The sequence below is a fragment of the Paenibacillus sp. FSL H7-0331 genome (assembly GCF_001956045.1).
In genome coordinates this window covers 78,916-91,280 of the sequence record NZ_MRTH01000016.1, presented here as the reverse complement: position 1 = coordinate 91,280, position 12,365 = coordinate 78,916, and the positions used below count along the sequence as shown (strand labels likewise).

Below are 12,365 nucleotides of genomic sequence, written 5' to 3'. Positions count from 1 at the left end.
GCCAGAATGGAGGATAAACGTGAGTAAACAAATTTTGATCTTGGGTGGCGGCTACGGCGGCTTGTTGAGCGCTCTTTCCGCTCGTGCCCATCTAACGCATGAAGAAGCAGAAATTACCGTTATTAACCGCGTGGGCTCGCACCAAATTATTACTGAGCTGCACCGTCTTGCTGCAGGCAATGTTGCCGAGAAGGCAGTAGCTTTGCCATTGGAAAAGCTGCTTAAAGGTAAACAGATCAATGTGGTGGTTGGTACGGTTGATGAAATTAATGTGGAAGAACGCAGAGTGCTTCTTTTAGGTGGCAAAACGTTCAGCTATGACGCTTTGGTGCTCGCACTGGGCAGTGAAACCAACTATTTTGGTATTCCAGGTCTGCAGGAAAACAGCTTCACGCTGAAATCCGTAGCCGATGCCAACCGTCTATTTGCACATGTGGAGCAAAGCATTCGCAATTACAGCAGCACCAACAACAAAGCAGACGCTACTTTCGTTATCGGTGGCGGAGGCCTGACAGGCGTTGAACTGGTGGGTGAGCTTGCTGATGAGCTGCCGGCCATTTGCCGTAAATATGGCGTCGATTTCGCAGACGTTTCACTGTATCTGGTTGAGGCTATGCCAAGCATTCTGCCAATATTCTCTGCTGAGCTTATTGAGCGTGCAACGATCAGCCTTCAAAATCGCGGTGTTGAGTTCTTGACGGGCCTTGCGATTACCGAAGTGAACGGACCAACCGTAAGCCTCAAAGACGGAAGAACCATCGATACCCATACATTGGTTTGGACTGGCGGCGTACAAGGCAGCTCGCTGGTAGCGAATTGTGGAGTTGAAGTGAATCGTGGTCGTGCAACGGTTAACGAATCGCTGCAATCCGTTTCCCATCCTGATGTATTCCTGGCAGGCGACTGCGCAGTCGTATTCGGACCGGAAGGTCGTCCCTTCCCGCCAACTGCACAATTGGCTTGGCAAATGGGTGAGCTGGCAGGCGCTAATATCGCAGCTCATTTCAAAGGCACAACCATGGATAGCTTCAACCCTGTATTCTCGGGAACATTGGCAAGCCTTGGCCGTAAAGATGGTATCGGCTCCGTAGGTGGAAGCGGTATTGAATTAAAAGGTACTCCGGCCTCCTTGATGAAAAAAGCGAGCAACGCCCGTTACTTGTCCCACATTAACGGATTGTTTGCCCTTGCTTATTAATAAGCTGGTTATGCAATCAAGCCTCTCCACAGCATATTGTTGTGAAGGGGCTTTTTGTTATACAGATATATACAGATTATTTAAAAAAGTGCCTCTACTTTCTTTCCACCTTGGTCCCCGTTAGCAGCTCCAGAGACAAGATCACAGCAGACATGTCCAGCTCCCCCAGCTGCTGCTCCACAGCCTTTTGCAGTACGGCTTCCACATGATTTCCGGTTGATATTTCTATCCCAGCTTCGGCTACGAGTCGGTTAGCCAATCCGACATCCTTAAGCAGGTACTTCAGAGCGCCCCCGGGTTGAAAGCTGCGATCCAGAATATGCTGCTCAACATGGCGTCGCAGCATTCGGCTATCCCCGTAGCTTGTGGAGAGAATTTGATACAGCTGCTCGGGGTTGATTCCATAGGCACTGCCTGCTGCCATAGCTTCTGCAGCTGCTAAAGTATGTGTGGCAACCAAATATTGATTCATCAGCTTGGCTACGCTGCCCAAGCCCGAGCTGCCCAAATACTGCACATTGGAGCCTAATTGTTGGAGCACAGGCAAACATTGCTCATAGGCATCCGCTTGTCCACCCACCATGATCGTCAAGGTACCTCGCTCTGCACCTTCCGGGCCGCCGCTCACAGGTGTGTCCAAGTAAACCAGCTTATAGGATGCCGCCTCCACACCTAACTGCACACTCAGCTCGCGACCGACGGTTGTAAAATCCATACAGATGGCACCTGACTTCGCTTGTTTAAAGATACCCTGCTCATCCATATACAATGCCTGAACATCCTGCGGCATCGATAGACAGGTACATATCACGTCTGCTAGCTCTACAGCTTCCCCAATTGTCGCCGCACGGCTCGCCCCCAGCTGTACCAGCGGCTCTACCTTATCCGCCGAACGGTTATACACAGTGACCTCATATCCGGCTTTAATCAGTCGTGCCGCCATTCGGGAGCCCATGACCCCCATCCCAATAAAGCTAATCCGTTGCAGTTTCATCACCCTCCAGCTTGGTATGTTCTATGTATGGCTATCTTGGGTGCGCTGCTTGCCCTTATCGGTTACAGCAGACGCTCTAACCATATTCTTAATTCGATCCACATGCCGAAAGCGCAGTGCAGACCAATCCTCATCAATCGCGATCTGACGTACCGGCTCAAATCCCTCATCAGCGAGCAGTACAGCTACAGTCTCCCTGCTGCAGTCCGAGCCTTTATAAGCTTTGGATGTTTTTTTGGGATAACACAGCCATAGGAGGCCGTCATCCCCCAGCACCGCGACTCCTAGTCGAGCGGCTGTTTGAAGCGTATCATTGCTGATTCCGAATACCTGTACGAACGGATACGAATCGCGAAGAGCCTCCCGGTCGACCTCACCTTTAAAATGTGTGATCACTTCCTCATACACCTGAGGGGCATTCATAACAAGAATGGCCTCCCCCTGGTCTTTGTATTGCATTTTTTGAATTAGCGGATTTACACTCAATTCTGTCACCTCTCATGGAATGATTCGTAACAAGCGGCCTTACCCAACCAACGGTTTCATCCACCTCATTCATCATACCATATTACGGAAAAATAACTTATGTGATACGATAGCAGCAAAACACCGGGGTCCCATGCCTGCAGCCTTCCAAATAAGAAACCAATAGGGGACGTGATCGATCTTGCTCGTACATCTTAACCGTACATTTCTTTCGCTCCGCACGAAATTTATGATCTTGTTCATGGCTCTGATTACGATACCGTTCATGATCAGCGGCGCTTTCACGTATACAAAATACGCGGCGAATGTCGAGCAAAGCACCAAAAATTACACACTGCAGATCGTCGATCAAATTCGGATTAATCTGGACCGGTATGTGAAGGAGATCGATAGATTGACCCTGTCTCCGCTGTACGATCCAAACGTCCTCGCCATTCTGAAAAACCACAGCAGCTCCTATCAGAAAGGGGTCTATTTGACTGCTGAGGAACAATTTAAAATGAATTTGTTTATCTCCTCAATGGCTTTTGAGCGGTCCGAAATTGAAAGCATTCTCATCTTCACCGACGACGGCAGCCTGTTCAGCAATTCGGATACGAGCGTCATGAACTATTGGTCGCAGGATACGAATAACTGGATGGCAGACGACATCCTGGAGGACGGCGGACTGACGATTAATCCCCCGCATACGGTCTCCTATTACACCTCGGGGCCCAAAACAGTCGTATCCTTGTCACGCCTGATTCGTGAGCCCTATACCCATAGCAAAATTGGCTATATCAAGGTCGATCTCAAAACGGAAGGCTTTGAAAACATCTTTTCCTCGGTTCAATTCGGCAATAACAGCAAGCTGTACATTTATGATCAAAAAGGGACGATCCTGTATCCCCAAGCTTCGACATCGGAGCCTGATCTGAACGATCCGGGATTGTTAAGCGCTTCTACCCGCTCCAAATATACAGGGCTGCAAATATGGGGCCAGATTCCACTGGCGGAGCTGCGAAAGGAAGCCAAGGAAATCACGAGCTACACCTTGATGATCTCCCTGATATCGCTCGCGGCGGCTCTGCTGCTGGCCGTCCTTTCCTCTGATCGGTTGGTCAAGCCTATCCGGCATTTGCAGAGTAAGATGGAGCTGGTCAAAAAAGGTTTTTTCAAAGAACGGGCCATCGTGTCCACCCATGATGAGATTGGGCAATTGACCGAAGTGTTTAACCGGATGGTGGGGGAAATTGAGCGTCTCGTGCGTGCAGTGTATGAAACCAAATTGCGTGAACGGGATGCGGAAATATCGGCGCTGCAGAGCCAGATGAATCCCCATTTTCTGTACAACACCTTAGAATCGATCAATATGATGGCAGTCAAGCATCATCATCTGGCGCTCTCGGATGTCGTAACCAATCTGGGTAAATTGCTGAGATATACCGTCGATAAACGCCAGACTTTTGTATATTTGCGAGATGAGGTTCGGTTTGTAGAAGCTTATTTGCAAATTCAGGAGCTGCGCAGCGGTGACCGTTTGCGTGCGGAAATTTTCATTGATCCTTCACTGCAAATTGTGCTTGTGCTCAAGCTGATCCTGCAGCCACTTGTAGAAAACGTCATTGAGCATGGCATGGGCAGCGAGCCAGTGACCATCAGGATCAGAGCAGTAACGGAAAACGACGATTTGATCGTATCCGTGGAGGACGATGGTTTGGGGATGGACGAAGCAGAGATGGAGCAGGTGCTGCGCCGCATCGATTATGCCGGGGAAGATCCCCACGTCAAGCAGGAATTCGGGCACAAGAGCAGCGGTTACGCGCTTCGCAACGTCCATCAGCGAATCCGGCTTTTGTATGGAAAGCCATACGGGCTCGTCCTGCGTAAAAATGCACATAAAGGAATGACGGTGCTCATTCGATTACCGTTCCAATGGGAGGAATAACATGTACAGTATTATGCTTGTTGAGGATGAGGATCTGATCAGACAAGGCTTGAAGACGCTGATTGAAGACGTTATCGGTGGATTTAAGGTAACGCAGGAGGCTAAGAATGGCCGGGAGGCTCTGGAAGCGATGAAACGTTGTCTTCCCGATTGCATTATTACCGACATCCGTATGCGGAATATGAATGGGCTTGAAATGATTGAGCAGGTACGGCACAATTTTCCCGATATTGCGATTCTGGTGATCAGCGGCTACGGGGATTTTGAATATGTAAAAAAAGCACTCCGCTTCAAGGTCGATGATTATTTGTTGAAGCCAGTCGATAGAGTGGAATTGACGCAATACTTAACTAACCTCAAGGAACGACTGGATGAAAAGAACAGCAGCGTAGTCCACAAACATTCTCTTGCACCTGACGCTCCTATAGAGGAGAACGAGAAAAAAATTATCCGTGAGGTCCGGGAAATCATCCATGCCCATCTGGGGCAGGACATCTCTCTTCAATTCATTGCCAACAAAGTACATATGAATACTCAATACTTATCGTATTTATTCAAGCTGGAAACCGGACAAAACTTTGTCGATTATGTAATTCAATGCCGTATGGAACGGGCCAAGCAGCTGCTGCAGGAGACGAATTTAAAGGTCTACGAAATCGCCAAGCTGTCGGGATATGACAATGCCAAATATTTTATGACCGTGTTCAAGCAGCTGACCGGTACTACCCCTTCGGATTTTCGGGAAAGCCACCCGCGCTAGCTTACGCATAACACTCGATATTTTGAACCATAACTCGAATCTTTTGGATTTTTCCGGGTACGGTTTTTCACTATTATAGAGGTGTAAGCGCTTATAAAAGTGATCTATGAAGGGGAATCGAATATGAAAAGACATTTGTCGCTGGTTTTGCTTTCTGTACTGACCCTAAGCTCCATCATCGGGTGTTCAGCAGGAGCAGACACAGCCAAGGGAACGACGGCTGCGCCGAAGCCGGGAGAAGTCAAGAAGACTGACAAGGAAGCGCCCAAAGAAGAGGTGCTGCTGAAGGTCGGAATGTGGGGAGAAAACGATTCACGCAAAAAGATACTGGAGGCGTACGTCCAGCAATTCACCGCCAAAAATCCACATATCAAGGTAGAGTTCATGCTCGTTCCGTTTGCCGATTACCAACAAAAGCTTTCCATTATGGTCGCCTCCAGAACGGCACCGGATCTCGTATGGATGTCGGATAAAATGATTCCGCAGTTTATCGAAGCCAAGCAGTTGGCGGATATCTCGGAGATTCAGAACGATAAGGCCTATGATTTTAACGATAACATCCCTTCGAGCTTTCAACGTTTGAAAAAAGACGGCAAGCTCTACGGCGTACCCTTTCTGAACCCGCCGAAGGTGATCTTCTATAACAAGACGCTGTTTAAGGAAAAAGGACTCAAAACTCCATTGGAGCAGTACAAGGATGGCAAATGGACTTACGATGAATATATCCAGGCAGCCAAGGCGATCAGCGACCCTTCCAAGGGCATTTACGGAAATTTCCTGATCACAGCCAACGGCTGGAAGGCTTGGGAGGATGCTTTTCTGGATACCTTCTGGGCGTACGGAGCTGACTTCATGAATGAGGAAAGCACCAAGTTTATGTTGAATAGTCCTGAGGGTGAAAAAGCCTTCCAGCTCATATCGGATATGATGTTCAAGGATCAAATCCATCCGAAGCCAGGGGATCAAATCACATTCGAAGGCGGAAAAATCGGGATGTCCCGGCAAAATTACGCTTATGTCAATACAGCCAGAAATATTAAAAATTTCGAATGGGATATCGCTCCGATGCCCAAGGGTCCGAACACCGATGCACCGGCAGCAACAGGACTGGCCGCATATTCCGTCATGCAGGAATCCAAGCATAAACCGGAGGCTCTCGAGCTGTTGAAGTTTATGACAAGTAAAGAGGCTATGACCGAGTTCGCCTTTATGTACGTGCCGAACCGCAGCTCCGTCCTGGCTTCAGATGCGCTGACCAAGGGCTTCGAATCCCCAACCAAGGAAGGCATTAAAGCGGCACTGATCGATCCGATGAATGGAAAGCTCAGAGCGCAAAACGCCCATAAAAACTGGCAGCAAATCGATGTGAAGGTTCAGACGATCATTGACCTGCTGTATACCCGCAACATGACACCGAAGGAAATGCTCAAAAAAATGGAGGAAGAAGTCACCCCATTGATGAAATAAGCAGTACGTAATGTCAGGTTAATGACATCCCCCTTCGCCAAGCCCGCGCTTGGCGATATTTCTTGAACCTATTTTACCGAAGGAAGGAACCGTCTACCTTGTTAAACAGTGCGAAATTCATGCAGCGCGAGAAATGGTACGGTTATCTGTTCATTTTACCGATGGTGATCGGGTATGCGCTATTTTTGTTAGGTCCTATTATCGCGGCATTTACGATGAGCTTTACTGATTGGTCATTAATTAAGGATGAGCAGTTTATTGGTCTGGGGAATTATATCAAGGCGTTTACCAAGGACCCTGTTTTCTGGAGCACCGTATGGAACTCCCTCTATTTTACACTTGTATTTGTACCGCTTAATATCGTGCTGACATTGGCCTTGGCCTTATTGCTCAAGGATAAGATTTTGGGTGTTGGATTTTTTAGAACCGCTATTTTCACGCCTGTAGTTACCTCAATAGTAGTATGGGCAACCGTCTGGAAATATATTTTCCAAACTGACAACGGACTCGTTAATTCCATATTGCGCATAGTTGGCATTACGGGACCTGCTTGGCTCTATGATCTTTCACTGGCGATGCCGACGGTTATTATCGTGACGCTGCTCAAGGGGCTCGGGATTAACATGGTGATCTTTTTGGCGGCGCTGAACGATGTCCCCCACATGTACTATGAGGCAGCCAAGATTGATGGAGCCAGCAGGTGGGCAACCTTTCGCAACGTGACGCTTCCGCTGATCACTCCCTCCGTGTTCATGGTCGTCATGATTACGATGATCGGATCATTGAAGGTATTCGGGCAAATTTACGTGTTGACCGGAGGCGGACCGGGAACAAGCACCTATGTGTTCGTCTATTATATTTACGAGCAGGCGTTCAAAATGTACGAATTTGGTTATGCCTCGGCGGTAGCGTTTATCCTGTTTTTCATTATTTTTGTACTGACGATCCTGCAATGGAGCTTGAGGAGAAGGTGGGTGCATCATGAGCAATAAAAAGTGGTCAAAAGCTGTAAAAGCCATTCCGAAATACACAGTGCTGCTGGTGATTACCAGCTTTATTCTGATTCCGTTTTATTGGATGGTCAGCACATCGCTGAAGGATTTTCAGCAAGCCTTATCGTTTCCACCACAGTGGATACCTAGTCCAATCCAATGGAGCAATTACTTTGACCTGTTTGCCAAGCAGCCCTTTCATTTGTATTTATTCAACAGCTTGTATATCGCCGCTCTGGTCACAATCGGAACCTGCCTGTTTGCCGCGCTGGCCGGTTATGCCTTTGCCAAGATCGCCTTCCCATGGAAAAATGCTACTTTTCTGATTCTCCTGAGCAGTATGATGATTCCTACGGAAATCACTACGATCCCCTTGTTTATATGGTTGTCCAAAATCGGATTGGTGGACACACATTTTCCGCTTATTGTCCCTCCGATGCTTGGAGCTGGCGGGATGTTCGGTGTTTTCCTGTACCGTCAGTTTTTTATCACGATTCCGAATGATCTTGATGAAGCCGCCAAAATTGACGGATGCACGCCATGGACCACTTTTCGCAAAATCATGCTGCCACTGGCCTCGCCTGCGATAGCTACCTTGTCGATTTTGACTTTTCTGCACAGCTGGAATGAGTTTTTTGAGCCATTGGTGTATTTGAACAGCAGTAAGCTGTATACCATTCCGCTTGCGCTTTCTTTATTCACCTCGGATAGCGGAACAGAATGGCATCTGGTGATGGCTGCTTCGGTTGTGGCCACCCTCCCACTACTCACGGTGTTTTTCTTTGCACAGAAAAAATTTATCGAGGGAGTAGCCATGACAGGCTTAAAGTAAGCAAGCTGTTTACCATGCATAAAATCCAGTTATTTTGCCATAGTAAAGAAGTAGTTCTCTTGTATATAACGATACCTGGAGGTTATGGATATGGCAAAACATACAGAAACGAGCTGGAAGCCGAACCAGCCCATCAACCAGCTGTTCAATTCCGTCAATAAAGTAACGAGTGCTGTAGAGCAAGCAGCCTCGCATCCCAGCGAGCAGTTGATCGAGCAAGCACACAATGCGTTGGAGCGGGCAGATAACGGGCTGACAAACACGCTTAAAATCGAAGATAATGAAGAGGCGCTTCAGCAGCTGCAAGAGCAATTGGATAACAATCGTGAGCTCTTGCAGCAGGCGGAAGCTCAAGCTATCAAGAACGAACAGTAGGATTACTTACAAAGGGTCTGTCCATTTGGGGGCAGCCTTTTTCAGTTTGATGTCCCCCGGTCTCTTACATGCTGCTTTGCCCCTCCGTTGCAGTTCTTTTCTCAGTGAAAAAGTAAAGCAAGGCAATAATCGGCATGAAGAATCCGATAAGAGAGGTAAAACTCCAGCCCCCATAGGCATAAGCCCAACCACCCAATGAGGAGCCTATAGCTCCGCCAATGAAAAAAACAGCCATGAATAGTCCATTCAGTCGCCCTCTCGCCTCACTCCCCAATGAATAAATCACACGCTGCCCAAGAACAAGATTTCCCGATATGGCCATATCCAGTGTGATTGCAGAAACAAAGAGCAGAATAAGAGCTGTAGTTGAATGGCTATTGAAAAGATGGATTAACAAAAAGGACAAGGCGGCAATGACCATAGCAAGCCCGGTTAACAATTTGCTCCACCCTTTATCCGCCAACCTCCCAGCAATCGGCGCTGCGATAGCTCCTCCTACACCAACTAAGGCAAACCATGCAATACCTGTTTGAGACATTCCGAAATCATCGGCCAATCGTAAAGGAACCACGGTCCAAAAGAGACTGAAGGCTCCAAACAAGCAGGCTTGATAAAAGGCACGGCGGCGTAATGCAGGTGTTTGTTTGAATAAAGTGCCTAAGGAGATAATTAATTTACCGTAGGAAACCGATGGCGATGGTTTGCGCTCTGGAAGAACAAATGCTAGCAGAACAGCCAATAACGTGATCACTATGGCCGATAAGACAAACACCGCTTGCCAGCCCCATATGCTGGTTATAAAGCTAGCTGTCGGCCTGGCAAACATAATTCCAAGCAAGAGGCCGCTCATCACATTGCCAACTACACGGCCGCGCTTTTCTTCAGACGCTAAATAGGTCGCATACGGCACCAGAATTTGAGCAACAACAGACCCAATACCGATAAATAAAGACGCAGTCAGGAATACTGTTGCATTGGGTGCGATTCCGGCTACAAGCAGAGCACCGACTGCTACCATTAGCGATACAACTGTAAGTCGGCGATTTTCAACAATATCGCTGAGCGGTACGAGAAACAGGAGTCCTACAACATAACCGATTTGAGTTAAGGTGACGATCAGCCCTGCCGCTGTGGAAGAAAGGCCCGTAGAGACACGGATAGGACCTACTAGGGTCTGAGCATAATACAGATTGGCAACGATCAGTCCACACGCGGCTGCCAACAAAAACATCATCCAGCTTGATAGGTCGATATTCTCTTTCACTTGTTCCTCTTTCATAATAATCCTCCTCATAATTGTTTTCTGAGCGTGCGTCAGTATCATTCGTTATATAGTTTCTACTTTCATTAAATAAATACTGTACGTACAGTTTATTAATTTATAATCAAATAATATACTGAACGTATCGTTTTGTAAATAGGTGTTTTCATTTTCTTTTGAGATGAATCTTAGTATACTGAACGTATAGTTTATTTTTAGGGACAATTTACAAAAGGGGAGATTAAGCTTGCAGGGCAAAAAAGGGCGGCCTCGAAATGTTGAAACGCAAAATGCTATTCTTTCCGCTTCTTATTCTTTATTGTTGGAAAATGGATTTGGTGGGGTCACGGTTGAAAAAATTGCTGATCGTGCGAAGGTGAGCAAAGCTACGATTTATAAATGGTGGCCAAATAAGGCAGCCGTAGTCATGGATGGTTTTATGTCTACGGCCACAGCAAGATTGCCGGTGCCTGACACAGGTTCAGTATTCGATGATATACTCATCCATGCCACAAATTTATTGAATTTCTTAACTAGTCGGGAAGGTATCATCATTACGCAGCTATTAGGCGAAGGGCAGTTTGATCCGGCATTGGCAGAGGCCTATCGGACCCGATATTTCCATCCTCGCCGGATGGAGGCCAGAAAGCTGATTGAACGAGGTATAGAGCGCGGGGAATTGAAAAACAATCTCGATATTGAATTAAGCACGGATCTCATTTATGGGCCGATTTTCTATCGTCTGCTGGTAACAGGTGATCAACTGGACGAGTCCTATGTGCAGCAATTGGTCAAAACCGCATTCGCTGGAATCCGCTCGTCATGAAAACAAAATAAAAATAGCAGCGGCACTTAATCAAGTTTGATTAAGGAGCCGTTGTGCGGTGACACTATACTCTCTTTTTTAAACGTTCTCTCTTTTCAATGATTACTTGTCGGATGACAAGAATATAGTCCTATTCCAACCTGCTAAAAATCGCGGGTTTTTCTTTTTATCGGAACACATTCTTTTTTCTAATCGATTTGGCATTGGCGTCTGGGTTTTGGCCGCGATCAGTTTTATGATTTTTGGACCCAAGAAAGCATTGTTGCATAAGTAGAGCGTGAAGATCGTCGCGCCCGCAGGCGATTAATCGTGAGTGTTTTGTAGCAATACATAAGTGCCGACTCTTTTGATAGAGTAATTTGGTTATAATTCTAGTGGCAAAGCCGTAGAAAAAATAACAAGTGAACTATCATCTCGTTTGTAGCTTTTAATATCTGGGTAAAAGTCCCCGGCGATATGAATTGTCGGCCATTAGATCAAAATTCGCTCATCCCTTTAGGGGATGCCATTTAGGTGATTTGTTCTGGCATCAAGGAGCTGACAATCAAAGACAACGTTTGCCTGTATACCGCATGAGCCGATTGTACATCTCCCAAGTGTCCACCATGGTAAAGATGAATAACGCCGTGGAGCGAGGCCCATACTATTCGTACAATGGATTCCGTGTCATACTGGCCAGGAATCCGTCCTTGCTCTTGCGCACTGCTGATCACGGTTATTAATTGCCGCATGGCTGTTACGGTGCCATGTACACTTTCCTCGTCCGGTTTGAAATCTGCAAAGGCTCCTCCGAACATCAACTTATAATAGCTGGAGTAACGCTGCCCGAATTGCCAAAATGTTTCGCCTAAATTCATCATATGCTGTACTGGATCAGCAGCTTGCGGCGTCGTCTCGAATTCGTTTGCGAGAAGCTTACAACCATCCAGATACAACTGCTGAGCCAAGCCCTCTTTATTAACAAACAAGCTATAAATAATTTTTGTCGAGCAACCCATTTTCTGCGATACTTTACGAACCGTAACGGCTTCCGGCCCCTCTTCTTGCAAGAGCGTTGCCGCAGCATCAACAACGAGCTTGCGGAGATTTTCGGTATTTTGCAAGCGAGCTTCTTGGTAGGTTTTCAACACTCGTGAGTTCGCATTGGAGGAGATATCTTGACTGCTCATAATCATCACCTTCGGTTATCGTGTTTGCATCAGGAAACAAATTTCCTGACTCTCTTGCAAGGAATTTTATACAGTTGT

General features: G+C 47.0%; 12 protein-coding genes. 8 read left to right on the top strand and 4 right to left on the bottom strand.

Annotated features, from left to right (window positions below):
* The first annotated feature begins 19 nt into the window (after positions 1–19).
* Positions 20–1,198: an NAD(P)/FAD-dependent oxidoreductase gene (locus BK127_RS22875; RefSeq protein ID WP_076233836.1), complete on the top strand. Its 1,179-nt coding sequence runs from the start codon at positions 20–22 to the stop codon at positions 1,196–1,198.
* 94 nt (positions 1,199–1,292) lie between these two features.
* Here BK127_RS22875 and BK127_RS22870 read toward each other — a convergent pair whose 3' ends face one another.
* Both BK127_RS22870 and BK127_RS22865 read right to left on the bottom strand, forming a co-directional pair.
* Positions 1,293–2,192, bottom strand: a complete 900-nt coding sequence (locus BK127_RS22870) for an NAD(P)-dependent oxidoreductase (RefSeq protein ID WP_076233835.1) — start codon at positions 2,190–2,192, stop codon at positions 1,293–1,295.
* Positions 2,193–2,213: 21 nt separating this feature from the next.
* Positions 2,214–2,651 carry a DUF3052 domain-containing protein gene (locus BK127_RS22865; protein ID WP_076233935.1) on the bottom strand — a complete coding sequence of 146 codons (438 nt, stop codon included), beginning with the start codon at positions 2,649–2,651 and terminating at the stop codon, positions 2,214–2,216.
* A 208-nt stretch (positions 2,652–2,859) separates the two neighbouring features.
* On the opposite strand from BK127_RS22865, the gene BK127_RS22860 reads away from it, so the two are divergent.
* The 6 genes from BK127_RS22860 (at position 2,860) to BK127_RS22835 (ending at position 9,031) form a co-directional block, all read left to right on the top strand.
* A complete protein-coding gene (locus tag BK127_RS22860; protein ID WP_076233834.1) occupies positions 2,860–4,605 on the top strand; it encodes a cache domain-containing sensor histidine kinase in 1,746 nt (581 codons plus the stop codon).
* Between the two features lies 1 nt (position 4,606).
* Positions 4,607–5,365, top strand: a complete 759-nt coding sequence (locus BK127_RS22855) for a response regulator transcription factor (RefSeq protein WP_076233833.1) — start codon at positions 4,607–4,609, stop codon at positions 5,363–5,365.
* Positions 5,366–5,488: 123 nt separating this feature from the next.
* Complete coding sequence (locus BK127_RS22850; RefSeq protein ID WP_076233832.1) at positions 5,489–6,832, top strand: ABC transporter substrate-binding protein; 1,344 nt, start codon at positions 5,489–5,491, stop codon at positions 6,830–6,832.
* Between the two features lie 119 nt (positions 6,833–6,951).
* A complete protein-coding gene (locus BK127_RS22845; protein WP_076233934.1) occupies positions 6,952–7,824 on the top strand; it encodes a carbohydrate ABC transporter permease in 873 nt (290 codons plus the stop codon).
* A complete protein-coding gene (locus tag BK127_RS22840; RefSeq protein WP_076233831.1) occupies positions 7,814–8,656 on the top strand; it encodes a carbohydrate ABC transporter permease in 843 nt (280 codons plus the stop codon). Before BK127_RS22845 ends, BK127_RS22840 begins: the two co-directional genes overlap by 11 nt.
* Before the next feature lie 90 nt (positions 8,657–8,746).
* Positions 8,747–9,031, top strand: coding sequence for a hypothetical protein (locus BK127_RS22835; protein WP_076233830.1), 285 nt, complete (start codon positions 8,747–8,749; stop codon positions 9,029–9,031).
* 64 nt (positions 9,032–9,095) lie between these two features.
* Here BK127_RS22835 and BK127_RS22830 read toward each other — a convergent pair whose 3' ends face one another.
* A complete protein-coding gene (locus BK127_RS22830) occupies positions 9,096–10,310 on the bottom strand; it encodes an MFS transporter (RefSeq protein ID WP_076233829.1) in 1,215 nt (404 codons plus the stop codon).
* A gap of 229 nt (positions 10,311–10,539) precedes the next feature.
* Between BK127_RS22830 and BK127_RS22825 the strand changes: the two genes are divergently transcribed.
* Positions 10,540–11,118 carry a TetR/AcrR family transcriptional regulator gene (locus tag BK127_RS22825; RefSeq protein ID WP_076233828.1) on the top strand — a complete coding sequence of 193 codons (579 nt, stop codon included), beginning with the start codon at positions 10,540–10,542 and terminating at the stop codon, positions 11,116–11,118.
* A 509-nt stretch (positions 11,119–11,627) separates the two neighbouring features.
* On the opposite strand, the gene BK127_RS22820 is transcribed toward BK127_RS22825, so the two are convergent.
* Complete coding sequence (locus BK127_RS22820; RefSeq protein ID WP_076233827.1) at positions 11,628–12,287, bottom strand: TetR/AcrR family transcriptional regulator; 660 nt, start codon at positions 12,285–12,287, stop codon at positions 11,628–11,630.
* Positions 12,288–12,365 lie beyond the last annotated feature (78 nt).